Origin of the sequence: Streptomyces sp. NBC_00440, assembly GCF_036014215.1 — a bacterium.
Classification (GTDB): domain Bacteria; phylum Actinomycetota; class Actinomycetes; order Streptomycetales; family Streptomycetaceae; genus Streptomyces.
Window position 1 is genome coordinate 6466015 of record NZ_CP107921.1, and the last position, 24983, is coordinate 6490997.

The following is a 24983-nucleotide window of genomic DNA, read 5'->3' on the forward strand; positions in this document are numbered from 1 at the left end:
GTGAAGCCCCATCATTTTTCTTCATCTTTGCAGATATCAGGGGGCGGCGGAACATGGTGCAAATCGCACACCGTGGAGCGCTGGAAAATCTTAGGGGTCAGTTCGCTGAATGCGCTGGCGGATCAGGGCAACTCGCCCTGATCACAGGCGGTTTGGCGAGCGGAAAGACCCACTTGATGTACGAATTTTCGAGAGAGGTGAAAAAGACCGGCGCACTCCATCTCGCGGCCACCGGCTCCCGCGCGGAGTCGGCCTTCCCGGTAGGCGTGATCGACCAGCTGTTCCGCAGCGCCGAGATCCCGCCGGAGACGGCCGAACGGATCGCCCGGGTACTTCAGTCGGACTCCCTCACCAGGGGGTCCAGCCCGGATGGCCCGGATCTCAGCCAGGAGGACGCGCGGATCATCCACGCGATCTGCCTCGAACTGCTGGAGCTGTCCCGCAAACAGCCGCTGGTCATCAGCATCGACGACATCCAGTTCGTGGACGGGCTCTCGCTCCACCTCATCCTCCACCTGCGCCGTCGCATGGCCTCGGCCCAGGTGATGATCGTGCTCACCGAATGGAGCTGGGCGCACCCGGCACTCTCGCGCTTCCACGCCGAGATCACCCAGCAGCCGCACCGGCGGCTGCGGCTCACGCCGCTGACGGTCGCGGAGGTGTCCGCGCTGATGGCGCAGGAGACGGAACCGCAGAGCGCCGAGCGCTACGCCCCGGATCTCCACCGCTTCACCTCGGGCAACCCGCTGCTGGTCCGGGCTGTGCTGGAGGACCTGTACGCCGGGCCGGGCAGCCCGGGGAGTGAGGGGGACGAGGAGGGATTCGCCGAGCAGGTCGCCGGTCCCGCCTTCGCCCAGGCGGTGCTCACCTGCCTCTACCGCTGGGACACCCGGCTGCTGCGGGTGGCCCAGGGGCTCGCCGTACTGGGCAAGGAGGCATCGGCGCCGCTGGTGGGGCAGTTGCTCTCGCTCCCGGTGGAAAGCGCCGAGCAGGTGATCCAAGTGCTGTCGGCGGCCGGCCTGCTGGACGGCGCCCGGTTCCGGCACGGCGCGGCCCAGACCGCCGTGCTGGGCACACTCGACACCGTCGAACGGGCCCGGATGCACGGGGTGAGCGCCCAACTGCTGCAGAACGGCGGCGCCGACCCGGTGACCGTCGCGGGGCATGTCATCGCGTCGGGCAGAGCCGTCGGGGACTGGACGGTCCCGGTCCTGCGGAGCGCCGCTGTCTGGGCCCAGGCGGACGACGACGTCGATCTCGTCATCGAATGCCTGGAGTTGGCGGTCACCGCCTGCACCTCGGCGGAAGAGCGGCGCGAACTGCGCAGGGGGCTCGCCCGCGCTGTCTGGCAGCGCGATCCGGCCGCCGCCGACCGGTACCACGCGTGTGCCCGGCAGGCGATGCACGAGGGCAAGGTGACCAAGCAGGACGCCGTCTCGCTCCTGCGGCAGTCGCTCTGGCAGGGAGACCTGGAGACAGCGCGGACCGCCAACGAGGCGTACATGACGCTCGAAGGCCCCCGGAACGAGTACACCGAGGCCGAACTCGTCCTCATCTACCGGTGGTTCTACGGATCGGCGTCCGGGCACACCGCATGCCGCTCCGACGGCGGCAACCCCGAATGCGAGGAGGACCCGTGGACCCGGGCGGTCAAATCGGTGTCCGGCGGGCCCGGTTCGGCCGCGGCGAGGGCCGCCCTGTCCAGCGCCGTACACATCCTGGAGAGCTGCCGGCTCGGCGAGACCCTGCTGGAGGTCGTCATCGCCGCACTGCTCACGCTGCTGTGCGGCAACCAGCTGAACCGTGCGTCCGAGCGCTGTGAGGCCCTGTACGCGGAGGCGGTCCGCCGCGGCGGACTGACCTGGCAGGCCGCGCTGGGCGCCGTCCGGGCCGACATCGCGCTGCGCAGAGGTGATCTCAGTGGCGCCGCCACGCACGCATCGGCGGCGCTCGCCCTGCTGCCGGCGCAGAGCTGGGGGGTGATGCTCGGATACCCCCTGAGTACCCTGATCCGGGCCCAGACGGGCCTCCACATGTACGAGGCCGCGGAGGAATCGGTTCGTCAGATGACCTCGGAGGCAGCGCCCACCACCGTCTGGGGGCTGCGCTTCCTGAACGCGCGAGGCCACTACTACCTGGCGACCGACCGGGTCCTGGCCGCCGTCAAGGACTTCCAGACCTGCGGCCGGCTGGCCTACGACCACGACCTGGACGTCTCCGAACTCGTACCGTGGCGCAACGGCCTCGCCGAGGCCAATATGCAGCTCGGCCGTACGAAGGTGGCCCAGGACCTCGTCAAGCAGGAACTCAACAGGCCCCAGGGCGTGGACATGCACACCCAGGGCGTGGCGCTGCGGCTGCTCGCCGGGAGCAGCGATCTGATGCAGCGCACCAGGCTGCTGCGCCAGTCGGTCGACCTGCTCCAGCTCTCCGGCGACCGGATGGAGCTGGCCCGCTCGCTGGCGGACCTCAGCGAGGCACACCGGAGCGTCGGGGAATTCGACGAGGCAAGGGTGACGGCCTGGCGGGCGGTCCAGGAGACGAAGATCTGCGAATCGGGCCTCAGGCCCGCGCCGGTGCTGCCGGCCCAGCGCACGGCGCCACCCGCGCAGGAGCCGGACCAGGCGCCGCCGAGCGAGGGAACGGGCGCCTGCCCGGACGCGGTGACGCTCAGCGAGGCGGAGGAGCGGGTCGCCGTGCTGGCAGCGAAGGGATTCAGCAACCGCGAGATAAGCCGCCGGCTCTTCATCACGGTGAGCACCGTGGAACAGCACCTGACGCGCGTATACCGGAAGCTCGGGGTGAACAGCAGGCGGGCGCTGCCCACCTTCCTCCCGCTGCCCCAGCTGCAGTCCATGTGACCGGACAGGGCAGGACACGACACGGCAGACACGACAGGGCAGGACACGCCAGGGCTAGGGGCCACTAGGGGTATGGGCGGAGTGGTCCCGTCCATACCGTAGGAGGCGAGGAACGGCCGAACAGCGCATCAGTGTCCCGCCCCGGGCCCCCCGAGGGACATGTGCGTGTGGTCCCGGCCGTCCACGAAGAGAGCGGCCCCATGACATCCCCGGATGACATGAGCCGCTCTCCCGCCGGTCGGTCCGGAGCGGCGGGGTCATCCATCCCCCGCAAACCCTGCACTCCGGGCCGGTCGTCGGTGCTGACGGCACAGGTGTCACAGACGGACTCACGCACCACAACATTTCTCGCCACGTGGAGGGTGCCATGCGCGGTCTTGCACATTGGGAAGAGCTGCGCTCCGGGGATTCCGGAGAACTGATTCTCGCGGTCGACACCCCTCCCCGCGGTCCGGCCCCTTCCGACTTCCGGGAGCTGATTCCGCTTCTGGACACCCGGCACACCGTCTGGCGGGCCACGGAGAGCGACCGGACCCACCCTCGCGGCACGTGCCTCGACGAGTACATCGCACCCTGGACCGATGAAGTACGCGCCGCTGGTCTGCGGGTGCGCGCCGTACTCGGCTACGGGGTGGGCGGCATCTTCGCCGGAGCCATCGCCGACGGGGTCGGCAGGGACCAGGGGCGCACCCCGGAGGTCCTGCTGTTCGACCCTGAACTCGTCGATTCCGGCACTGTCGTGGACGAGTTCCGCCGACTGGTCTCCACCGTGTCCCACAGCCTCACCGGCCGGGCCCTGGAGCGGCTGGAGCGCGAGAGCGCGGCCCTGCTGGCCGACGCCGGGGCCGATGACGACGCCGGGGCGCTGGCCATCGGACTCCACGGGGTCCTCAGCCAGGCCATCGGCGATGAGCCGGAGCGGGTCGGCTCCGTGGCGGGGATGGCAGGCCAGGCACTCGGCCTGGCGACCGCGCGGCTCTCGTCGCTGGCCATCGCGGACGCGGTCAACGTGGTTCCGCTGTGGTCGGCCGGGACGGCGCTCTGCTCGTCCAGCCCCGACAGCGGACTGAACCGCACCCGGTCCGTGCTGCTGCTGCCGGACGCGGCACTCGTCGGCAGGGAGATCCTCTTCGAGGACCGGCATGCCGAGGTCCTCAGGAGCACGACCGTCGCCCGTATGGCGTCGGAACTGCTGGGCAGTTCGGACGCCTGACCCATGAAGGCCCCCCACGGCAGCACCCCGGCCCGGAGGCCGGGGCGCTGCCGTGTTCAGACCGCGGGGACCGCCGTCGCGGCGAGCTCGTCCTCCGGCGTACGGATCACCGTGGAACGCTCGAACCAGTCCAGAGCTGCCGCGAGCGAGGCTTCCACCTCGGCCCGTGAGTCTCCGGTGGCCAGCACGGAACCGATCTTCTCCACGCTGGTCCGAGCGGTCCCGAGAACCGTCCCCGCCTCCGCATGCCGGTGGTAGGCGGTGATCCCGGGCACCGGGCACTCGCCGGGGATCTCCACCAGCGTGCCCGGACGGGGCGGGAAGAGGGACAGCCCGGCGATCCGCTGCGGGACGGCCGGGATCTGCGGCACCGCGTTGCCGGCCAGGGACCGCACATAGACCTCGGGCAGGGTGACGCCGAAGCCGAGCTGCAGAACCTGCTCGATCATGCCGCCGCCCATACGGCTCGCCACCTCGTTGAACACGAGCCGCCCCGCCGTGTCCCGGAAGACCTCGGCGTGGAACATGAACGTCCCGGGAGAGGGCAGCGCGGCCAGGGCCTCACGGGTGATGGCCACCAGCGGCTCCCGCAGCGGATCACCGGCATCCAGCAGGGCGCTGTGCAGCGGCTTCCCCGCCATGATGTCCAGGCACGAGGTGTCCCCCTGGGTGGAGGGCCACATCAGCCTCGGCACGCCGTCCGTGACGATGCCGTCGACATGGAACAGCTCGTGCTCGATGTACCGCTCGGCCAGCAACTGCGCACCGTCGTCCGTGCCCAGCTCGCGGTGGTCCGCGAGCAGGGCCCGCAGACCGTCCGTGTCCCGGATGACCCGGACCCCCATGGAGCCGCCGCCCCGCCGGGGCTTCACGACTACCGGGAAACCGTGCTCCGCGACGAAACCGAGCAGATCGTCCAGATGGCACACCGGGGCGTAAGGGGCCACCGGCACACCGGACTTCTCCAGCAGCTGCTTCATCCGGAGCTTGTCGCGGAACGCGCTCGCGCTCTCGCTGTCCTGACCCGGCACCCCGAGCAGCCCGCGCAGGCGGGCGGCCCGCAGGATGTCGAACTCCGACAGGGCGATCACCCGGTCGAAGGGCGTCTCCCGGTGCAGCTCCAGGGCGTGCTGCTCCATGAGCGGGTTGAAGTGGAAGTCGGGTGCGATCTCCACGTGCGCGTAACCGGCGAGCTGCTTCGCACGGACCGCGGGGGCCGCCGAGACCGCTGCCGCGTCCGTGAGCAGCACCGCCTCGTGCCGGTCACCGATCCACTCCGGGAACCGGCGGCCGGAGAGGGGTGTTCTGTTGAGTACGAGGAATCTCACGAGACCTCCACAGAGATTATGTCGCGGAATTCACGGAATCCGGCTTCCACGGCCTCGGCGGTCTCGTCGGAGAACAGAACGTGTCCGTGCGCGGCCGAAGCATGGGGCGGTACGAGGACCTTGTCGCCCGGCTCCCCGTACATCACCACTTCCGCGACGCGTTCGTCGTCGGCGACCTTGTCCATACCGTGCACACCCGTCAGTTCACCCGCCCGTTCCGCGAAGAACAGATAGAAGCCGGTGGGCTTCGCGGGCTGGGGCGGAACGAGGTCGGCTTCGCGCCCCGTGCTCACGTCGAGCAGGGCGTCGACCATGTCGATACCCGTGCTGAGGAGTACGGACTGATATACGGGCCCGCCCCCCAGACGTCCCGCCGTTTCCAGAATGCGGAGATCGCCCTCCGCGGTGATCCGGAACTCCGTATGTGTGGCCCCGGTATCGATTCCGAGCGCGCGGTGAGCTGTCGCAGTCGCCGCTGTGATGCGATCCACAAGCTCCTGCGGAAGGCGTGTAGGAGTTGTGTAGTAGACCTCTTCGAAGAAGGGCCCTTCCATGGGCAGCGGCTTGTCATGGATCGCCACCACATGTGTCCGCCCGCCGACCACGATGGATTCGACACTGATTTCGGAGCCGGGGACATAGCCCTCCAGAAGGATGGCCTCGCCGTACTCCTGACGGGTACTCACATGCAGCGGGTCATGGGTGAAGCCCGTCCACGCCCCGCGCTGGATGGAGTCGAAGTGCTCCGCGAGCCCGGCGTCGTCATCCACCCGCCGTACGTACTTGCTGCCGCCGCCGATGAGCGGCTTGAGGACCAGGGGGTAGCCGACCAGGGCGGCCGCTTCGCGCGCCTCGGCCAGGTCGCGGGCCAGCGCGAAGCCGGGCTGACCCAGCTGCGCCGCGCCGAACGCGGTACGCATGGCGAACTTGTCCCGGGCCAGGTAGGCGGCCTGTTCGCCCACCGATGGCAGGTCGAGTTCGGCGGCGACGGCGGCGGCCGCGGGGACGCTCTGCTCCACGAACGTCAGCACACCGCGGATGGGTTCGGTCTCATCCGCGGCGAGCCGGCGGGCGGCGTCCAGGGTCTCCTGGAGATCGGCCGTGTCGGCCTCGACCACCCGGTCGACGAAGTCGGCCTCCCACGTCGGATTCTTCATGACCATCAGGAGACGCTCACCGTGCTCCAGTGCGTAGCGCCGTACCTGAGCCAGATGCTTGCGCCGACTGAGGTTCCGTGTGTGCAGGAGGAGGATGCTCACCGTGGTATGTCTCTCAATTCGTTGAAGGGCCGTGCCGTTGAAGGCCGCGCCAGGATGAGGTAACGGGAAAGCAGAGCCGCGACCATCGCAGGCCTTCCGCCTGCGGTCCGTACATGCGACGTCTTCCGACAATACGCCCTGATTGCAGGGGCGTTGGGGCATCTTTCACAGGTGCCTTCGGCATCAGACCATGCTAGCGTTCTGAAGGTCAATCACCTCGGGGGCGATGCTGGCCGGTATGCCGAGCCGCCTGCTGGGGGATTTAACAGGGGATTGCGCATAAGCGGGGGGAACGCAAAAATGGCGCGCAGTATAACTATCGGCAACTCCACCATCACTGACAGTACGGATGCGTATGTCATAGCCGAGATCGGCCACAATCACGGTGGCGATCTCGGGTTGGCGGAAGAACTCGTGCGTATGGCCGCGAAGTCCGGCGCGCACGCTGCGAAGCTCCAGAAGCGCAATAACAAGGCGCTGTTCACCAAGGCGATGTACAACAGCCCCTACACCGGTCGCAACAGCTATGGCGCGACCTACGGTGAGCACCGCGAAGCGGTGGAATTCGGCGAGAAGGAGTACCGGCACCTCGCCGGTGTGGCCGCCGAGACCGGCATTGCCTTCTTCTCGACCGCGTTCGACTTCGAAAGCGTCGATTTCCTCGCCGAACTGGGCATGCCCGCCATCAAGATGGCCTCGGGCGACCTGACGAACACCCCCTTGCTCGCCTACGCGGCGAAGACCGGCATCCCGCTGGTCATCAGCACGGGTGGCGCGGCCATGGAGGACGTGCGCCGCGCCGTGGACACCGTCCTGCCGCTCAACTCCCAGCTGGCCGTGCTCCAGTGCACCGCTGCCTACCCGGCCACCCCGGACGTGCTGAACCTCTCGGTCATCAGCACCTTCCGCGAGGAGTTCCCGGATGTCGTCGTCGGCCTGTCGGGCCACGACGTCGAGACGGAGTCCAGCGTCATCGCGTACGCGCTCGGCGCACGTGTCGTCGAGAAGCACGTCACCCTGGACCGCACCATGCCGGGCAGCGACCACCACTTCTCGCTGGAGGCCGACCACTTGCGCGTGCTGGTGGACGGCCTGGAGCGGACCCGCCGTTCGCTGGGCGACCCGGTCAAGCAGGTGCTGCCGGTCGAGCAGCCGGCCCTGCACAAGATGGCCAAGAAACTGGTCGCCGCACGCGACCTGCGCGCCGGTGAGACGCTGACCACGGACAGCATCGCCATCAAGTCGCCCGGTGACGGCCTGCGGCCGTACCTGCTGGGTGAGTTGGTCGGCCGTACCCTGCTGGAGCCGCTGGCCGCGGACGACAGCATTCAGCTCAGCAACCTCGGCTGACGGCGCCGTGAACGCGCACATCGATCTCACCGGACAGGTCGCGGTCGTCACCGGTGTCCTGGGCAAGCTCGGAGCGATCTGGACGGACGCACTCCTGGGCGCGGGCGCTCAGGTGGTCGGCCTGGACCGGACGACCGTACTGCCCGACGCGCTCAAGGATGTGACGAGCCGTCATGATGAGCGGCACTTCCACCTCGTGGCGGCGGACGTCACCGACACCGGCAGCCTCACATCGGCACTGACGTCATGTCAGGCCATAGCCGGTACGCCCACGATCCTCGTCAACAACGCGGGTATCGACCAGCCACCGTCGGCCACCGGCGGCAGCTGGCTCTTCGGGGACATCCCGGCCGACGTGTCCGCAGCCGTACTGGACGTCAACGCCCTGGGAGTCCTGCGGGTCTGTCAGGTCTTCGGATCCGAGATGGCCCGCAACGGCGCCGGGTCGATCGTCAACATCGGTTCCCTGTACGGGTCGATGGCGCCCGATCCGCGCCTGTACGAGCACCTGCCGCAGGATCCGCCGTTCCTCAAGCCGCCGGCCTACGGGATGTCCAAGGCGGCAGCGGCCGCCCTCACCCGGTACCTCGCGGCGCTGTGGGGACCGGTGGGCGTACGCGTCAACACGCTCTCGCCCGGCGGTGTGAGTGGTAATCAGGACGGAGAGTTCCGCCGCAAGTTCGGCGAGCGCGTCCCCCTCCGCAGGATGGCTGAGGCGGCGGACCTGACCGGACCGCTGCTCTTCCTCGCCTCCGGTATGAGCAGCTATGTCACGGGCACCGAGCTGCTCGTGGACGGCGGTTACGTCAGCTGGTGAGGCGCAGCCCGCCCCGCCTACTTCTGGAGAACCCATGAACACCTCTCTCGCCTGGCTGCCCGCCGACGAGTTCACCCGCATTCTCGACGGCATCCCCGACCGGCACGACCGCAACAAGGCCTTCGCCGACGCGGCCCGCATCAACACGCTGTACAGCATCATGCGCGCCGGATCCGGGCACATCGGATCCAGCTTCAGCGCGGCCGACACCGTCGCCTGGCTGCTGCTGGAGGAAATGCGCTCGCCGTTCGCCGGGGACGGCGACATCTACTTCTCGTCCAAGGGCCATGACGCACCCGGCCTCTACTCGGCCCTGATCGCCCTCGGAGCACTGCCGCAGGAGAAGCTCCACCAGCTGCGCCGGCTCGGCGGGCTGCCCGGTCACCCGGACGTCTCCATCCCGCACATGCACGCCAACAGCGGCTCACTCGGCATGGGGATCTCCAAGGCCAAGGGCATGATCCTGGCCAACCGCCTCACCGGCGTGAACCGGCGTGTCTACGTACTGACCGGCGACGGCGAGCTCCAGGAGGGGCAGAACTGGGAGGCGCTGGCGGGCGCGGTCCACCGGGGCCTCGGCGAGCTGACGGTCATCGTCGACCACAACAAGATCCAGTCCGACACCTGGGTCGCCCATGTGAGCGATCTCGGCGACATCGAGGCGAAGTTCGCCGCCTTCGGCTGGGGCGTGCTCCGCTGCGACGGCAACGACGCACACGAACTCGACGAGGCGTTCCGGCTCCGTGAGAAGGAGCACGCGGGCAAGCCCGCCGTGATCATCGCGGACACCGTGAAGGGCGCCGGCTGCGCCACCTTCGCCGCCACCTCGATGCCCGACGACGAATGGCGCTACCGCTTCCACAGCGGAGCCCCGGCCGCTGATGACTACCTCGGCGCACACCGGGAACTCACCACCGCCGTCGACACCCTGCTGGCCCGCCACGGTCTTGCCCCGCTCACCTTCTCGCACGCGGACACGGCTCCGCCCGCCAAGGCCACCGGGCCGCGGCTGCCCGAGGTGTACGGGCGCGCGCTCGCCGAGCGCGCACGGACGGACGAGCGCATCGTCGCGCTCGACGCGGACCTGGTGCTCGACACCGGCCTCATCCCGTTCTCCGAGACACTGCCGGAGCGCTTCGTCGAGTGCGGCATCGCGGAGCAGGACATGGTGTCGATGGCCGGCGGCCTCGCCTCGCGCGGCCTGCTGCCCTTCGTGCACTCCTTCTCGTGCTTCCTGCACGCACGCCCGAACGAGCAGATGTACACCAACGCGTCGGAGCACCGGAAGGTGGTCTACGTCGGCTCCCTCGCGGGCCTGCTGCCGGCCGGCCCCGGCCACTCCCACCAGGCCGTCCGGGACGTCAGCGCCGTGGGCGCCATCCCGGGCCTGGTCGTGCTGGAGCCTGCCAACTCCGCCGAGGCCCGTGCCGCGGTCGGGTTCTGTGCCGAGACCGATGCGAGCGTGTATCTCCGGCTCGTCAGCACCCCGGTGCCCGACGAGGCAGAGGCCCTGGGCGCGGAGCCGCTGGCCACCGGACACGGCCGGGTGGTACGCGCCGGCGGCAGGACCGTGGCCATCGGCTCGGGACCGGTGGTCCTGACCCAGCTGCTGCGCGCAGCCGACCTGCTCGCCGCCGACGGAGTGGACCTGACCGTCGTCGCGCTGCCCTGGCTGAACCGGGTCGACAGCGGATGGCTCTCCGCCCTGGCGGCCGACACCGACGACCTGTTCGTCGTGGAGAACCACTACACCCACGGCGGGCAGGCGGACCTGCTGGCCAGGGCCCTGCTGGAGCTCGGCACCGAGAGGGTCGCGTCCTTCACCGGGATCGGCCTGACCGATGTACCGCTGTGCGGCACCGAGGCCGAGGTGCTCGACGCCCACGGCCTCAGCGCGGAGCGGCTCGCCGCGCGGATCCAGGACCGCATCCGGCCGGCCACGGGCAGCTGAACCGCCCGGGCCCGACCCGCAAACCACACCTTCCGAAACAGGAGCACCGTATGGACACCGTCTACAACGAACTCGTCCGGCCGAGCCAGGAAATCACCGATGGCTTCCGCGAGTTGCTCGCCGAGTACAGCCCCAGCTGTGTGGTGACCGACGCGCAGCGCCGCGCCGGCGCCATGGGCGGCTTCCAGGTCGTCCGGAACGACCAGAAGATCGCCGGTCCGGCGTTCACCATCAACCTGTCGATCGACGACTGGGTCAACACGCTGCCCATCCTGTCCCGCGCCCAGCCCGGCGACGTCATCGTGATGGCCTGCCACGGTCTGGCGACCACCGCCATGTGGGGCGGTCTGACCGCCACGGTCTCCCACAAGTTCGGCATCGCCGGAGCCATCATCGACGGGGCCGCCCGCGACATCGACGAGATCCGCGACATCGGCTTCCCCGTCTGGTACCGCACCACCTCCCCGCGGCAGTCGCCCGGCGCCGTACACGACCGCATCGAGCCCGTCCAGGTCAACGTCCCGGTCTCGGTCGGCGGACAGGTCATCTTCCCGGGCGACATCGTCGTGGCCGACGAGAACGGCGTCGCGACCGTCCCGTCCGGCTCCGCCAAGGAGGTACTGGAGAGCGCCCGTGGCGTCGCGGCGCGCGAGAACGAGATCCGCGACCGGATCAGCTCCGGTGCGACCGCGGCAGACCTGCGGGCCGAGTTCGGAAACCTCTGAGGAGTGACGATGCGCGTCTACATCACCGGAGCGGACGGCAGCCTCGGCAAGGCCGTCACCCAGGAGCTGGCCGCCGACCCGCGGACCGCGGACTGGCCCGTACTCGGCGTCTCCGTATCCGACTTCGACATCGCCGACGAGCGGGCCGTGGCCGAGTCCATCGCCGGGTTCCGTCCCGACGTCGTCCTGCACCTGGCCGCCATATCCATCGTGGCCGCCTGCCAGACCGACGTCGAACTCGGCCTGCGTGTGAACGTCGCCGGTGTGCACCAGGTCGCCGAGGCCTGCCGGGCGGCCGGCAGCCGCATGGTCTACATCTCCAGCGACTACGTCTTCGACGGGATCGCCGCACCGGAGGGCGACTACCGGGAGACCGACACACCCAACCCGCTGAGCGTGTACGGCCTGACCAAGCTCGCCGGTGAGCAGATCGCCGAACGCGTACCCGAGCACCTCGTGGTCCGCACCTCCTGGCTCTTCGGCGGAGCCGCCGAGAACAACGACGACGTCCTGGCCACGATCCGGTCCGCCGAGCGCGGTGAGCGCCAGGAGCTGATCGACGACCAGTACAGCCGCCCCACGTACACCGTGGACCTGGCGCGGGCGATCATCCACCTGATCGGCCTGGACGAGTTCCCGGTCGGCACGGTGCATGTCGCCAACCGCAACAGCGCGACCCGGTACGAACTCGGGGCGCACGCTCTCAACGTGTACGACCCGAAGCTGCACGCGGAACACCCGCCGACCGCCGTCTCGTTCGACGACTGCACCTTCGTCGGGGGCCGCCCGAAGGTCTCGGCACTCAACACCGACCGGCTGGCCGCGCTCGGTGTGACCATGCCGACCTGGCAGGACGCCGTGGCCCGCCACTGCGCGGTGCTGCGCAGCGAAACCGAATCCCGGAGGACGACCGTATGAGCCTGCTCAACCGGGGCGCCGGAGCCCCGACCAGTTGGCGGAACTGGGCACGCTCGGCCCGCTGCACCCCGGACCGGCTGATCCGAGCCACCCACGAGAGCGACCTGGTCGACGCCGTGCGCTACGCCGCCGACCGCGGTCTTGTCCTGCGCGCCGCCGGCACCGGCCACTCGTTCAACCCGCTGGTCACGACCGGTGGCGTCGTCCTGGACATGACCGGCTACACCGGCATCGTCGCCCTCGACCCCGCCGCCTCGACCGTCACCGTGCGCGGCGGCACCCTGCTCAGGGAGCTCAACTGGGCGCTGGACAAGGCCGGACTCGCCCTGTCCAACATGGGAACCCTCGAATATCAGACCATCGCCGGCGCCATCTCGACCGGCAACCACGGCAGCGGGATAGGCCACCGGCCCTTCTCGGGCCAGGTCATCGCCCTGACACTCGTCACGGCCGACGGGACGATCCGCAGCTGCGGCCGGGACGAGGACCCCGAGCTGTTCGCCGCTGCGGCCACCTCGCTCGGCGCGCTCGGTGTCATATCGACGGTCACCCTCCAGTGCGTGCCGCGCTACAACCTCCGTGTGACAGAAGGAAGTTGCCCACTGGACAGCATTCTGGAGGACATCGAGGCGTACGCCCGCAGCGCCGAGCACGCCACCTTCTCGCTCAAGGGATGGAGCGACAGCGCCTCGACCCTGAAGCTGAATCCGACCGATGCGCCGCCGTCGGCGGACGCCGAGCGCCGCCGCCGGGCGAACACCCTCGGCGAGGTCCGCTGCACGACGGCCGGACTGGTGGGGCGGATCGACCAGCGCGCCGTACGGCGGATCATGACCGCCCAGCTCGGCGGCGGACCCGGTCCCGGGGACTACGTGGACGTGAGCTACAACGCGTTCACCTTCCCGCAGCCGGTCAAGTTCCTCTCCCTGGAATACGCCCTGCCGCTGACCTCGGCGACCGACGCGGTCCGCCATGTGCACGAGGACGTCAAGGCCTTCGGTCTGCGCACCCCGTACTCGGTCACGGTCCGCTTCAGCGCCGGTGACGACCTGCTGCTCAGCCCGGCCCACGGGCGGACGACGGCCTACGTCAACATCACCGTGCCGCGAACGGTCGGCTACACCGAACTGCTGCGCACCTTCGAGGCGGTGCTGCTGGAGCACGAAGGCCGCCCGCACTGGGGCAAGGCCCACACGGCGACGGCCGAGCTCATCGCGGACCGCTACCCGGGCTGGAAGACGTTCCAGGACGTCCGCGCCGAACTCGACCCGTCGTCCCTGTTCACCAGCGACTACCTGAGGCGTGTGCTCGGAGGCACACGCACCGGCCGGTGACTGCCGTCCGCGCCCTCACCGCCCAGGCGCTCCTGCTGGACTTCGACGGCCTGATCTGTGACACGGAACGGGCGGCGCATCTGTCCTGGGAGAACTTCTACGGGCGGCACGGTCTGGTCTTCCCCGACGAGGTCTGGGCGGCGATGACGGGCCGGGCCTCGGGGGAGTCGTACGCCGCCGACGACCTGGCCGGGAGGCTGGGCCGGGCGCTCACCCCGGAGGAACTGGCGGAGCGGCGCGCGGACAAGGCACGGCTCGCCGGCGCCGAACCGCTGCGGCCGGGAGTGGCCCGGCTGCTGGACGGTGCCCGGCGGCAGGGCATCCCGTGCGCGGTCGTCTCCAGCTCCGACCGCGCCTGGGTGCGGGGACACCTCGAACGCCTGGGGGTCATCGACCGGTTCGCCCAGGTGGTCACGGGCGACCAGGTCCACGCCCGGAAACCCGCACCCGACCTGTATCTGCGAGGACTTGAGCTGCTCGGCACCCGGGCGGAGGACGGCCTCGCCCTGGAGGACTCCGCCACGGGCGTCGCCGCTGCCAAGGCAGCGGGGCTGCGCTGTGTGGCGGTCCCGGGAGAGCGCGGCAGCCGCCGCACGCTGGGCGAAGCCGACCTGGTGCTGGCGAGCCTGGAACACCTCACACCCACCAAGCACCAAGAGGTGACATCCGTATGACGACCGAAACTGAGATCTCCGGCGCGGCCATGTCCATCATGGATTCACTGGTGCGCCCCGACCGCGGCGGGCCCGAGTGGCTCTGGCGCAGCGGTGAACTCGTGCCGTGGGCGGAGGCGACCATCCACGTCAACGCCGTGGGTCATGCCTCCGTCGCGGCGGTGTTCGAAGGCATCAAGGCCTATCTCTCGCACGACGGGGACAGGCTGCTGGTCTTCCGGCTCGACGAACACCTCAAGCGGCTCTACGACTCCGCGCGCATCGTGCGGCTCGATCTGCCGTACGGCCTGGGGGAGTTGCGGGCGGCGGTCCTGGAGGTCATCGCGGCCAACCGGTACCGCGAGGACGTGTATCTGCGGCCGTGGGCCTTCCCGGCGGGCACCATCCAGGAGCAGATGGTCCCGGCGGGTGTGCGCTGCGAAGTGGTCGTCGACAGCTGGACGTTCCAGAGCGGCCTGGGCACCGAGCGGGGCTGCCGGGCCGCGGTCAGTTCCTGGACCCGCATCAACGAGTCGTCCATGCCTCCGCGGGTCAAGGCCTTCTCCAACTACCACAACGGCCGGCTCGCGATGATCGAGGCGAGGGAGAACGGACACGACTGGCCGATTCTGCTGAACGAGCGGAGCAAGGTGAGTGAGGGGCCCGGCGCCTGCATCGCCCTGGTGCGCGACGGGGTGGTGATCACGCCGTCGACGACCAGCGGAATCCTGGAGAGCCTCACCCGGGAGACCTCGCTGACCCTGCTGCGGGAGCTGGGCCACGAGGTCGTGGAGCGCGAGGTCGACCGTACCGAACTCTATCTGGCCGACGAGGTGTTCTTCATGGGCACCGGCTGGGAGATCCTGCCGGTGACCTGGGTGGACGGACTCCAGGTGGGGGACGGTACGGCCGGCGGGGTGACGCGCGCGCTGGACGCGGCGTACGGCGCGGCCGTCCGGGGTCAATCCCCGCAGCACGCGGACTGGTTGACCGAGATCCCGTTCTGATCGGTGCATTGGGCCGACGGCGGTGCTCGGCTGTACGGTCAGGTCTTCGACCGTCCGGCCACCGGGCCCCGCCGCCCGGCTGCGGCCATTCGCGCGGTCGGCTTCGCCCACAGCCAGAGTGTCCAGAAGGAGAGACCGTTGAGCGTTACCGATTCCGAGCTTCCGGCGTCATGGACAACGGAGGAGATCGCCGAGAGCGCTGAGAACGCTCAGAGCGCGGTGTCCCCTGCGCGGCTTTCGATCGCCGATGTGCTGACCCTCGGCAACGCGGTCTGCGGCTTCGCCTCGGTGTACTTCATCACGACCAACGTGCTGGTCCCCTACCTCAGTGACGGCCCCGGCCAGGGAGTGGGAGAGGTACGCCAGGCCGGTGCCACCGCGGTCCTGCTCATGCTGATGGCCTCCCTGTTCGACCTGTGTGACGGGCTGGTCGCGCGCAGGTTCCGCAGCTCCGGCATGGGAGCCGAGCTCGACAACCTCTCCGACCTGATCAGCTTCGGTCTCGCGCCGGCCTACTTCGTCGTCGTCTGGGGGCTGGTGAGCGGCACCGACTACCCGGGCCTCGTCGTCCTGGCCGGCCTCGCGGTGCTGCTGGCCGGGCTGTTGCGGCTGGCCCGGTTCTCCTGCACCACGATGCAGGACGGCATGTTCCAGGGGATGCCGATTCCCTTCGCCGCTCTCACCGTCGTCTCGATCGTTCTGCTTCAACTGCCGTTCGTTCCCACCCTGCTCGCCGTCCTGGGCGTCGCCTGGCTGATGGTGAGCCGGGTCGAGTACCCGAAGCCCACCGGCAAGCTGGCGGTCGCCACCATCGTGTGGGGATCGGCCAATATCGGGTGCCTGGTGGCCTGGGCCACCGGTATCGCGGGCGGCGAGAAGCTGATGGTCACCGGCTGCACCCTGCAGGTGCTGGTGGCGGCCGTCCTGCCAGTCTTCGCGGGGATGCGTCGGATCAACGCCGTGCGGCAGCGACGCGCGGCCTGACGCCCCCATACGACCCTTCTTGGAGTGCGGCGCAGATGCCTTCGAATGAACAGACCCCACCGCCGGCCCCCTCACCGGTCACATCGCCGGTGGGACACCTTCTGGTCGTCGGTGACGAGCGGGACATCGTGGCGTACGCCAGGGAGCTCTCTCCCGGTCTGCGGACCAGCGTCCTGTGCACCCCCCAGGAAGCCCGCAAGTCGGGGCGCGCCGAGGACCATCGCAGGGTGGTCGTCCTGGACGAGCACGCCCCGGCCGGCGAGTGGGTCGCCGCCGCCCGCTTCGTGCACGCGGTGGAGCCGGTGGACCGGGTGGTCTGTTACGGCGAGGCGGGACAGACCCCCGCCGCCGAGATCGCGCTGGAGCTCGGACTGTCCTGGCACACCCCGCAGACCGTCCGGGCCGTCGACAGCAAGAAGCTGATGCGGGAGCGGCTCGCCGGTGCGGGCGTCGACGACACCCCCTGCATCGAGGCCGGCACGGCCGAGGAGATCGCCGAGTTCGGCGCCCGGGTGGGCTACCCGCTGATCTGCAAGCCGGGCAAAGGGGTCGGCAGCCACGGAGTGGTACGGCTCGAAGGGCCCGACGGCCTGGACGGCCTGCTCGCGGTCTCCCGCTCGGCCGCGGCCGGTCTGCACCACACCGAGGTGCTGGTCGAACCCTTCCACGAGGGCGCGGAGTTCAGCGTCGAGTGCCTCAGTGAGAACGGCGAGCACCTCGCCCTGTGCGTCACGGAGAAGCACCTCCTGCCCGGCGGCTTCGTGGAGCTGGGCCATGTACTCCCGGCGCCGCTCGCCGCGGCCGACGAGCACCGGATCGTGACGACGGTCGCACGGGCCCTGGACGCACTGGGCATCCGTGAAGGCGCCAGCCACACCGAGGTCATCGTGACCGGGGAGACGGTCAGGATCGTGGAGACCCACCTGCGCCAGGGCGGCGACCGCATCCCCTATCTGCTGCGCGAGGCCCGCGGCGTCGACATCGTCGCGGCGCTGGCCCGGCAGAGCATCGGCCTGCCCTCCCTCGGTGAGGCCCGCAGCCAGCTGGAGAAGGCCGCGGGCGACACCCGCTCCGCCGCGATCTGGTACGCGACGCCCCAGGCACCCGGCGAGATAGTGGAGGTCCTCGGCGCCGATGAGATAAGGACCCGGCCGGGGATATGCGACGTCGTCGTGCGCAGCGGACCCGGCGACCGGCTGGAACCGGTCACCTCATCCGGTGGCCGTCCCGCACATGTGTGGGTGGTCGCCGAAGGGCCCGAGGAGGCCCTGGCGGCAGCGCGCACGGCGGTGGCCGGTCTGCGCTTCGTGGTCGCTGTCCCCGGCAGCCCCGCATGACCGCCGGTGCTCCGGCGCCCGAAGCCGTGAAGGGGCCGCTGCGCAGACTCCGTGAGGCGGTGAGCGGCAGCTCGACCGCGGAGCGCGCCCTTGTCGTGAGCTGCCTGTCCGACTCCATGGGCACCGGCCTGTTCGCCGCACTCGCGGCGATCTTCTTCACCCGGATCAGCGGCCTCACACCCACTCAGTTCGCCCTGGGGCTGTCCCTCGCCGGCGCGGTCGGGTTCGTCCTGACCATTCCGATGGGGGTCATCGGCGACCGCTTCGGAGCGCGTCGCACCCTGATCGTGCTCAACCTGTGGCGCGCCGCCGGGTTCGCCTGCTACATCTTCGTCACGTCGTTCCCCGTCTACCTGGCCGTCGTCCTGCTGACCGCGGTGGCCGACCGTACCGCGGGCGGTGTCAGTCAGGCCATCGTCGCCGACGTCGCCGGTGACGACCGCCGGGTGCGGCTGATGGCCGTCGTGCGGTCCGTCCGTAACGTGGGTTACGCGGTGGGCGGGCTGGTCGCCGGCCTGGCGATCGCGACGGACCGGCCCTGGGTCTTCAAGGCGACACTGCTGGGCATCGCACTGTTCTATGTGCTCTGCGCCGGCCTGCTCATGCGGATCAAGCTGTCGAACCCGGTGCCGGTGCCGCTGCGGACCAAGCGCAAGTGGGCCTTCCGGGACCGCCGTTATCTGGCCTTCACCGGGCTCAACTCGCTGCTCACCCTGCACGTCACGACCCTCAATGTGCTGCTGCCGCTCTGGATCCTGGCGACACCCGGGATTCCCGACACCTTCGTGGCCGTCCCGCTGATCGTGAACACGGTCATCGTCTCGCTCCTGCAACTGCCCGCCACCCGGCACATATCCAGCCTCCCCGGGGCGGGCCGGGCCGCGTTCGCGTCCGCCGCGATGCTCGCGCTGGCGGCCTGCTTCTTCCTGGTGTCGTCGTGGTGGGACGACGCGGCCGCTGCGATCCCGGTCCTGATCGCCGGTGTACTCGCGCTGACGGTGGCCGAGATGTGGCAGGCGGCGTCCTCCTGGCAGATTTCGATGGACCTCGCCCCCGAGGGCAACCGCTCCCAGTACCTCTCCACGTTCAACCTGGGCAACACGGCGGAACGCGTCATCGGCCCTGCGGTACTGCCCGCCCTCGTGATCACGTTCCGGTCCTGGGGGTGGCTGGTGCTCGCGGTGGCCGTGCTGGCGAGCGGCTGCGCCACCTGGTGGCTCACCCGTGGCGACCGCGCGGCCGGAAACGACGTGACGGCCGTCGTGGAGGAGACGGCCGTCGTGCCCGACGGGTCGAGCGCGGTCGGGTGACCGGGCGGTCCGTCCCCGCCCACCGGCGGGGACGGGCCGCATCCGGCCCCGGTGAGCGTCCCGCGTTTCAGCGGCGGCTCCGCTGCCGCTCCCGCACCCCGTCCAGCAGCCGGCTCCGGCGGTCCGGGGACGCCGCCATGGCCGCGCCCGTCAGGGCCAGGGCCGTGGCGCCGTCCAGTACGGCCCGGTCGGCGCCGGGGCTCTTGCCGTACGCGGTGAACTCGGGGGTGTGCTGCCTGGCGCCGTCCGTCTCGTAGCCGATCGTCGGGTGGATCGTGGGGACGCGCTGCGAGACGTTGCCCATGTCGGTCGACGCCATCGACTCGCCGTGCAGTGGTGTCGCCGTGCGGCCCAGTTCGCCGAGGGCTTCCACATACGCGTCCGTCAGGTCGGCGTCCTGCCGCAGATCGGCGAAGTCCCGTCCGTGCGGGCTCACTTGGAGCGCCGCTCCGGTGGCGAGGGCGCCGGCCTCGAAGCAGGCACGTACCCGCTGCCACGCCTCGGCGAGCTGCTCCACCGTACGGGCCCTGACCTCCCAGCGCGCACCGGTGCGGTCCGGTATGACGTTCACGGCCCGGCCGCCGTCGGTGACGATGCCGTGGACGACCACCCCGGGCGGCAACTGCTGGCGGAGCAGCCCGACGGCGGTCTGCGCGACGGTCATCGCGTCGAGGGCGTTGATCCCTTCCCAGGGTGCGAGCGCGGCGTGCGAGGGCTTGCCCCGGTACGTGATGTCCCAGGAGCCGATGGCCAGTGAGGAGGCGCCGACGCTGTCGTCCGGGCCGGCGTGCACCATCATCGCCGCGGCCACGTCGTCGAAGACCCCGGCGTCGAGGAGGAGGACCTTCCCGCCGATGTCCTCCTCGGCCGGTGTGCCGATCAGCTTCACGGTCAGGCCGAGTTGGTCCGCCACGGCGGCGAGGCCGAGGGCGGCGCCGACGGCCGATGCTCCGTTGACGTTGTGCCCGCAGGCGTGGCCGATACCGGGCAGGGCGTCGTACTCGGCGCAGAACCCGATGACGAGGTCCCCGGTCCCGCAGGTGGCGACGAGGGCCGTGGGGAGGTCCGCGACCCCCCGGGCGACCGTGAAGCCCGCCGTCTCCAGCAGGTCCCCGATCCTGGCGGCGGCGCGGTGCTCCTGGAGCGCGATCTCGGGTTCGTCGTGCAGTCCGTGGCTGAGGTCCACGAGCTGCCCGCTCCAGGAGCCGACCGCCTTGGTCACGGTCCTGCGTATGTCCGCACTGCTGCTGGGCTCCGTCATGCGAGCTCTCCGCTCTGGGTCAGGTGCTGATGGTGCGCCGGGTCCGTCTCGCGCGGGCTGCGGTAGCGCAGTGCGAGGCCCGTGCCGGCGAGGGCGATGACGGCGCACGCGCCCCAGCCCCACAGGTAGCCGGACTCGGCGATGTTCGTGGTGCCGGGCGTGATGTGGGCCGCGAAGAACGCGCCGATCACGGCGGCGCCGATGGCCGCGCCGAGGGACAGGGCCAGTTCGTTGAGCCCGACGGCCAGGGCCGTGTCCTTCTCCGCGACGGCCTCGGCGGAGAGCGTCCGCGTGATCGACTCGAACAGTCCGGTGGCGAGCCCCACGACCAGGGCACAGATCACGTACTGGGTGAGGGTGCGGTGGAAGACGACCAGCCCCAGGAAGCCCAGGGCGACGAGGCCGCCCGCCGACGCGAGCACGGCACGGTCACCGAGCCGGCGGGTGAGGCGCGGGGTCAGTGCGGATCCGGCGAATCCGACGGTCACCATGGCGAGCGAGATCGTGGCGATGGCCTGCGGCCCCAGACCCATGCCGTAACCGGTCGCGGACCGCGAAGCGCCCAGGAAGAGGGCGTTGGCGCCGAGGAAGCCGATCGTGCCGAAGGCGGCGCAGAAGGTGAAGCAGCTGACCACAGCGAGCCGTGGATTGCTCAGCATCCGCACGCTGACCAGCGGGTTCACCGAGCGCCGCTCGACCGCCACCCAGACGGTGAGGAGGACGACCGCTCCGACGGCGAGAGCGAGCGTACGCGGTGCTCCCCAGCCCCACGTACTGCCCTGCGCGAGGACCAGGACGAGCGCCACCAGACCCGCGGTGAGCAGCACGGCCGCCCCGTAGTGGAAGCGGCCGCCGCGCGGTGCGTCGCTGGGGGGCAGCACGATTCCGGCCACCACGGCGAGGGCGGCGACCGGAACGGCCGTCCACAGCCCGGCCTCGGCGTGGTGCTCGCTGAGCGCGCCCGCCACCAGGCCCCCCACACCGATCGACAGGAGCAGGACCCCCACGAGGAGGGAGATCCCGCTGCGGTTCCGCTCGGGTGCACGGGACCGCAGGATGCCCACGAGCAGGGGAAAGAAGCCGACGACGGCGCCCTGGAGCACGACCCCGACGGCCAGCGTCACGGCGGACGGATGCACGGCGATCAGCAGCGAGCCGCCCGCCACCATCGCGATGGACACCCGCAGGAGCCTGCGGTGGCCGTACAGGTCGCCGAGGCGCGAGAGCAGCGGTGTCATCACCGCGAAGGCCACCTGGGACAGCAGATAGATGTTGTTCTGGCCCACCGTGCTGATGTGCAGACTGAGGCCCACCGCGGGCAGCAGCGGCGTCAGATAGCCCTGGGCGATGCCGCTCAGCAGGATCACGAACGCCATGGTCGCGAGCATGGCGGGTCCGGAGCTCATCGCTCCGGGTCCGCGTTCCGTTCCCGATATACGTGGAAGCACAGCTTCACCTCTGGATCACTGGGGCCGGTGGATCAATGGGTGGCCGGAACCGAATGTCGTGGCTACTGTGCGGGCCGAGGCACGAACGACCTCGAATATTCATGGATTCGTCCGTACGGAGGCCTTGTGATGCGAGAAACGGTCACCACCAGCGAACTCGACCTCGCGCTGGTGAACGCCCTCCAGCTGCGGCCCAGAGCCCCCTGGACGGAGCTGGCCCCGCTGCTCGGCGTGACCGCGGGCACGCTGGCCCGCCGCTGGGAGCGGCTGACCGGGGAGGGGCTCGCCTGGGTGTACGCGGCGCCCGGGCGCGAGTTCTCCCGCAACCGCTGCTCGGCCTTCGTCCTGCTGCGCTGCCTTCCCCGGGACCGGTCCCGGCTGATGGCGGAGCTGAGCCCGCTCCCGGAAGCCGTGACGATCGAGCTGACCGGCGCCGGCACCGCCGATCTGCTGCTCGACGTGCTCGCCCCGGACCTGACGGCGCTCACCCGGTTCCTCAGCGAGAAGCTGGACCCGATACCGGGCATCACATCGATGACCTGCCTGCTCACCACGGAGCTCTACGTCGAGGGCAGCCGCTGGCGGCTGCGCTCCCTGGCCCCCGCCCAGCTGACGGCGCTCGGCAGCCCGGCGGCGGTGGGGGAGTCCACCCGTACGCCCGGACTCGACGCCGTCGACCGGGCCCTGCTCGACGAACTGGTCCGCGACGGCCGGCTCGGTCTGGCCGAACTCGCCGAGCGCACGTCCACCAGCCCGGCCACCGTCCGCCGCCGGATGCGCCGCCTCACGGACTCGTCGGTCCTGACCTTCCGCTGTGACATCGCCTCAGCCCTGGCGGGGCATCCGGTCCCGGTCTCGCTGCTCGGGCAGGTGCCCGCGCGCGACATCGGCACCGTTCACCGCACACTGGTGGCTCTGCCCGAATGCCGGCTGGTGGCCGCCGTGACCGGTCCCTCGAACATCTTCACCACGCTCTGGGTGCACGACCTCGGTGACATCCAGCGCCGCGAGACCGCCCTGTGCGCCCGGCTGCCCACCCTCACGGTGACCGACCGCATCGTCGGCCTGCACACGGTCAAACGCATGGGCCATCTGCTCGACGCGGAGGGGCGCCGGGTGGGGGTGCAGCCGATCGCCCCCTGGTAGCCGGGGCCCGCGGGGGCCCCGGCGTACAGGCTGGACGGCTGCCCCTCCTCAGCCGTGGGTACGGGCGCCGTTGAGGTGGGCGCCCACCAGGAGGAACGCCTCGATCAGGGGGACTTGCGGCACCGCGGGTGACATGACCTGTGAGCCGAAGTGCACGATGACGAGGTCGAGTCCGGGTGAGACGAACAGCCGCTGGCCGTGAATGCCGCTGGCCATGAAGGAGCCGTGCGGGTCGTTCGGAATCCACCACAGGTCGTGGTACGAGAGGGTGGCGGGCGTGGTCGCGGGGGCCGCGGGGAAGCGGACGCGCCGGGTGTAGTCCGGGACCGGGGTGGTGATGGCGGCGGCAACGGACTCCGGCACCACCTGCCGACCGCCGGCCGCGCCGCCGCAGCGGATCATCTCGCCGAGCCTGGCCACGTCCCGCGCCGTCGCACTGAAGCCGCCGCAGGCGGCCTCGGCGCCTTCGGAGTCCAGGATGTAGTAGGCGTCCTCCTCCGCCCCGATGCGGGACCAGAGGAGTTCGGACAGCAGCGCGGAGGTGGTCGTTCCGGTGACCCGGCGCAGGACTTCGGCGAGCGCCTCCACATTGCCGTTCTCGTAGCGGAACCCGGTGCCCGGGGCGGCGGTCGCCCGTGCGGTGGCGAGGTGTTCGCGGATGGTCGCCGGGCCCGTGTAGCCGTACGGGCGCAGTCGCGGGGCGAGGATGGCGGCGTAGCGCTGGGCTTCGAGCGCTTTGTCGTAGGGGCGGCCCGCATAGCTCATCTGCGTGCCCATGTGGAGCAGGTGGCCGACCTCGGCCTCACCGAAGGCGGTGCCCGCCAGTTCGGGGACGTATGTGGTGACCCGGGCCGTCCGGTCGAGCAGTCCCTCGTGTGCGAGTACCGCCGCCAGCAGGCCTATGTACGACTTCGCCGCCGAGGCGTTGAAGTGCGGCACGTGGGCCTCGTAGCCGTGCAGGTAGGTCTCGTGGACGACGGTTCCGCGGTGGAGGACGAGGAAGGCATCCGTCTGGGCCGCGGCGAACACCTCGGGGAGAGGGATCGCGCGGCCGTCCGGCGTGGTGAGCCGGAGGCTGTCGATGCCGGAGTCCCGCTCCGCCGCAGGCAGTTCGCGTGGCCGGTCCCGGCCGCGCCAGACACGGCGGCTGGGCACCGTCTCACGGCCTGCGGCATTGTGCCGGCGCACCCACGCCGGATCCGTGAAACCTAGTGCCCAGACGAGGTCCGCCAACGAGGACATCTCCACCGGCTGCGTCATGCGCTCACTCCTATCGGTCTGAAGTACCGATAGATACCATACGAAGTGTTCAGTAAGTGTGGAGTAGGAGTGAGCGGGAGGCGCGGTCAGGGCGTGCTGTCGACGGCTCCCGGTGCGTCCGACGGTGTCAGCCCCGAGGCCCACACCCGCCCGTACACGGACAGGTCCCGCAGATGCCCCGTGATCTCGGCGGCGCTGTACCCGGTGTCGTTCTCCACCCACCAGGTCAGCATGCCGATGAGCTCGCCCGTCCATGCCCGCGCGATGACGTCGAAGGGGATGCGCGGGGTGACGCCGAGCTCCCCGGCGCGTTCACGGAAGAGGCGCTCGACGCGGTCGCAGGTGATCTCCGTGAACTCCCGCAGCGCCCGGCCGTCGCCCTCGCCCCTGAGGATGACCCGGTAGACGGGCTTCTCCTGCTCCGCGTGCTGGAAGATGTAGAGGACCGGCAGGCCGGTGAAGCCCTGGGCCTGGGCCTGTTCGACGGCCGGCAGCAGCCGTTCCCGGTCCGCGGCGAGTTCCCGGACGACGTCGACGAGCAGGTCCTCCTTGTCGCGGTAGTGGGAGTAGAAGGTGGCGCGGGCGACATCCGCGCGCTCGGTGAGTTCCTCCACGGTGATCGCGTGGAATCCGTGGTCCAGGACGAGACCGACGAGAGCCGAGCGCAGTGCGTGGCGGGTGCGGCGGACGCGGCGGTCCTCGGCGGGTTTCGGGGCTGCGGGCTTCATGGCCGGATTATTTCCTCTTCGTGCGAACCGTTGACCTGACACTAACGCTGCATTTACGTTCTCGTACACCAAGATTGTTACCGGACAGAATGT

The 24983-nt window shown here is 70.2% G+C and carries 20 protein-coding genes; 14 read left to right on the plus strand and 6 right to left on the minus strand.

Annotated elements, in window-relative coordinates:
- Window positions 1-53 precede the first annotated feature (53 nt).
- Together OHB13_RS28830 and OHB13_RS28835 are read left to right on the plus strand one after the other, a co-directional pair.
- Entirely contained in the window at window positions 54-2861 is a 2808-nt protein-coding gene (locus OHB13_RS28830; protein WP_266852109.1) for a helix-turn-helix transcriptional regulator, read from the plus strand.
- Between the two features lie 367 nt (window positions 2862-3228).
- Window positions 3229-4074 (plus strand): hypothetical protein, encoded by an 846-nt coding sequence (locus OHB13_RS28835; protein ID WP_328378987.1) that lies wholly within the window; start codon window positions 3229-3231, stop codon window positions 4072-4074.
- 56 nt (window positions 4075-4130) lie between these two features.
- On the opposite strand, the gene OHB13_RS28840 is transcribed toward OHB13_RS28835, so the two are convergent.
- Window positions 4131-5402 carry an ATP-grasp domain-containing protein gene (locus OHB13_RS28840; protein ID WP_328378988.1) on the minus strand — a complete coding sequence of 424 codons (1272 nt, stop codon included), beginning with the start codon at window positions 5400-5402 and terminating at the stop codon, window positions 4131-4133.
- On the minus strand, window positions 5399-6559 hold the full coding sequence (locus OHB13_RS28845; RefSeq protein WP_328378989.1) for an ATP-grasp domain-containing protein: 1161 nt from the start codon (window positions 6557-6559) through the stop codon (window positions 5399-5401). Before OHB13_RS28845 ends, OHB13_RS28840 begins: the two co-directional genes overlap by 4 nt.
- Window positions 6560-6961: 402 nt before the next feature.
- Here OHB13_RS28845 and OHB13_RS28850 point away from each other — a divergent pair, with 402 nt between their 5' ends.
- From OHB13_RS28850 to OHB13_RS28900, 11 genes are all read left to right on the plus strand, one after another.
- Complete coding sequence (locus tag OHB13_RS28850; RefSeq protein ID WP_266852102.1) at window positions 6962-8011, plus strand: N-acetylneuraminate synthase family protein; 1050 nt, start codon at window positions 6962-6964, stop codon at window positions 8009-8011.
- A gap of 7 nt (window positions 8012-8018) precedes the next feature.
- Window positions 8019-8828, plus strand: a complete 810-nt coding sequence (locus OHB13_RS28855; RefSeq protein WP_328378990.1) for an SDR family oxidoreductase — start codon at window positions 8019-8021, stop codon at window positions 8826-8828.
- Window positions 8829-8862: 34 nt separating this feature from the next.
- Window positions 8863-10779, plus strand: a complete 1917-nt coding sequence (locus OHB13_RS28860; protein ID WP_328378991.1) for a transketolase C-terminal domain-containing protein — start codon at window positions 8863-8865, stop codon at window positions 10777-10779.
- Between the two features lie 50 nt (window positions 10780-10829).
- Entirely contained in the window at window positions 10830-11504 is a 675-nt protein-coding gene (locus OHB13_RS28865) for an RraA family protein (protein WP_328378992.1), read from the plus strand.
- Window positions 11505-11513: 9 nt separating this feature from the next.
- Window positions 11514-12422 (plus strand): SDR family oxidoreductase, encoded by a 909-nt coding sequence (locus OHB13_RS28870; protein WP_328378993.1) that lies wholly within the window; start codon window positions 11514-11516, stop codon window positions 12420-12422.
- On the plus strand, window positions 12419-13756 hold the full coding sequence (locus tag OHB13_RS28875) for a D-arabinono-1,4-lactone oxidase (RefSeq protein WP_266852095.1): 1338 nt from the start codon (window positions 12419-12421) through the stop codon (window positions 13754-13756). The genes OHB13_RS28870 and OHB13_RS28875 overlap by 4 nt, the downstream gene beginning before the upstream one ends.
- The gene (locus tag OHB13_RS28880) at window positions 13753-14430 is read left to right on the plus strand and encodes an HAD family hydrolase (RefSeq protein ID WP_328378994.1); all 678 of its coding nucleotides are present in this window, start codon (window positions 13753-13755) and stop codon (window positions 14428-14430) included. Before OHB13_RS28875 ends, OHB13_RS28880 begins: the two co-directional genes overlap by 4 nt.
- On the plus strand, window positions 14427-15416 hold the full coding sequence (locus OHB13_RS28885) for a branched-chain amino acid transaminase (RefSeq protein WP_328378995.1): 990 nt from the start codon (window positions 14427-14429) through the stop codon (window positions 15414-15416). The genes OHB13_RS28880 and OHB13_RS28885 overlap by 4 nt, the downstream gene beginning before the upstream one ends.
- 138 nt (window positions 15417-15554) lie before the next feature.
- The gene (gene pssA / locus OHB13_RS28890; protein WP_443062977.1) at window positions 15555-16400 is read left to right on the plus strand and encodes a CDP-diacylglycerol--serine O-phosphatidyltransferase; all 846 of its coding nucleotides are present in this window, start codon (window positions 15555-15557) and stop codon (window positions 16398-16400) included.
- 35 nt (window positions 16401-16435) lie between these two features.
- Window positions 16436-17737 carry an ATP-grasp domain-containing protein gene (locus tag OHB13_RS28895; protein ID WP_328378996.1) on the plus strand — a complete coding sequence of 434 codons (1302 nt, stop codon included), beginning with the start codon at window positions 16436-16438 and terminating at the stop codon, window positions 17735-17737.
- Window positions 17734-19047: an MFS transporter gene (locus OHB13_RS28900; protein ID WP_328378997.1), complete on the plus strand. Its 1314-nt coding sequence runs from the start codon at window positions 17734-17736 to the stop codon at window positions 19045-19047. The genes OHB13_RS28895 and OHB13_RS28900 overlap by 4 nt, the downstream gene beginning before the upstream one ends.
- A 67-nt stretch (window positions 19048-19114) precedes the next feature.
- On the opposite strand, the gene OHB13_RS28905 is transcribed toward OHB13_RS28900, so the two are convergent.
- Window positions 19115-20308 carry an amidohydrolase gene (locus OHB13_RS28905; RefSeq protein ID WP_328378998.1) on the minus strand — a complete coding sequence of 398 codons (1194 nt, stop codon included), beginning with the start codon at window positions 20306-20308 and terminating at the stop codon, window positions 19115-19117.
- The gene (locus OHB13_RS28910) at window positions 20305-21714 is read right to left on the minus strand and encodes an MFS transporter (RefSeq protein ID WP_328378999.1); all 1410 of its coding nucleotides are present in this window, start codon (window positions 21712-21714) and stop codon (window positions 20305-20307) included. The genes OHB13_RS28905 and OHB13_RS28910 overlap by 4 nt, the downstream gene beginning before the upstream one ends.
- Before the next feature lie 171 nt (window positions 21715-21885).
- Here OHB13_RS28910 and OHB13_RS28915 point away from each other — a divergent pair, with 171 nt between their 5' ends.
- Window positions 21886-22902 (plus strand): Lrp/AsnC family transcriptional regulator, encoded by a 1017-nt coding sequence (locus OHB13_RS28915; RefSeq protein ID WP_266852081.1) that lies wholly within the window; start codon window positions 21886-21888, stop codon window positions 22900-22902.
- Between the two features lie 48 nt (window positions 22903-22950).
- Here the strand turns inward: OHB13_RS28915 and OHB13_RS28920 are convergent, their stop codons facing one another.
- Together OHB13_RS28920 and OHB13_RS28925 are read right to left on the minus strand one after the other, a co-directional pair.
- Window positions 22951-24162 carry a serine hydrolase domain-containing protein gene (locus OHB13_RS28920; RefSeq protein WP_328379000.1) on the minus strand — a complete coding sequence of 404 codons (1212 nt, stop codon included), beginning with the start codon at window positions 24160-24162 and terminating at the stop codon, window positions 22951-22953.
- A gap of 86 nt (window positions 24163-24248) precedes the next feature.
- On the minus strand, window positions 24249-24890 hold the full coding sequence (locus OHB13_RS28925) for a TetR/AcrR family transcriptional regulator (RefSeq protein WP_328379001.1): 642 nt from the start codon (window positions 24888-24890) through the stop codon (window positions 24249-24251).
- Window positions 24891-24983 lie beyond the last annotated feature (93 nt).

Excerpts from the sequence above, each read along its gene's own strand:
- OHB13_RS28830 (WP_266852109.1), top strand. The coding sequence starts at position 54 with ATGGTGCAAATCGCACACCGTGGAGCGCTGGAAAATCTTAGGGGTCAG.
- OHB13_RS28835 (WP_328378987.1), top strand. The coding sequence starts at position 3,229 with ATGCGCGGTCTTGCACATTGGGAAGAGCTGCGCTCCGGGGATTCCGGA.
- OHB13_RS28845 (WP_328378989.1), bottom strand. The coding sequence starts at position 6,559 with ATGAAGAATCCGACGTGGGAGGCCGACTTCGTCGACCGGGTGGTCGAG.
- OHB13_RS28850 (WP_266852102.1), top strand. The coding sequence starts at position 6,962 with ATGGCGCGCAGTATAACTATCGGCAACTCCACCATCACTGACAGTACG.
- OHB13_RS28860 (WP_328378991.1), top strand. The coding sequence starts at position 8,863 with ATGAACACCTCTCTCGCCTGGCTGCCCGCCGACGAGTTCACCCGCATT.
- OHB13_RS28865 (WP_328378992.1), top strand. The coding sequence starts at position 10,830 with ATGGACACCGTCTACAACGAACTCGTCCGGCCGAGCCAGGAAATCACC.
- OHB13_RS28870 (WP_328378993.1), top strand. The coding sequence starts at position 11,514 with ATGCGCGTCTACATCACCGGAGCGGACGGCAGCCTCGGCAAGGCCGTC.
- OHB13_RS28875 (WP_266852095.1), top strand. The coding sequence starts at position 12,419 with ATGAGCCTGCTCAACCGGGGCGCCGGAGCCCCGACCAGTTGGCGGAAC.
- OHB13_RS28885 (WP_328378995.1), top strand. The coding sequence starts at position 14,427 with ATGACGACCGAAACTGAGATCTCCGGCGCGGCCATGTCCATCATGGAT.
- OHB13_RS28895 (WP_328378996.1), top strand. The coding sequence starts at position 16,436 with ATGCCTTCGAATGAACAGACCCCACCGCCGGCCCCCTCACCGGTCACA.
- OHB13_RS28900 (WP_328378997.1), top strand. The coding sequence starts at position 17,734 with ATGACCGCCGGTGCTCCGGCGCCCGAAGCCGTGAAGGGGCCGCTGCGC.
- OHB13_RS28905 (WP_328378998.1), bottom strand. The coding sequence starts at position 20,308 with ATGACGGAGCCCAGCAGCAGTGCGGACATACGCAGGACCGTGACCAAG.
- OHB13_RS28910 (WP_328378999.1), bottom strand. The coding sequence starts at position 21,714 with ATGAGCTCCGGACCCGCCATGCTCGCGACCATGGCGTTCGTGATCCTG.
- OHB13_RS28915 (WP_266852081.1), top strand. The coding sequence starts at position 21,886 with ATGCGAGAAACGGTCACCACCAGCGAACTCGACCTCGCGCTGGTGAAC.
- OHB13_RS28920 (WP_328379000.1), bottom strand. The coding sequence starts at position 24,162 with ATGACGCAGCCGGTGGAGATGTCCTCGTTGGCGGACCTCGTCTGGGCA.
- OHB13_RS28925 (WP_328379001.1), bottom strand. The coding sequence starts at position 24,890 with ATGAAGCCCGCAGCCCCGAAACCCGCCGAGGACCGCCGCGTCCGCCGC.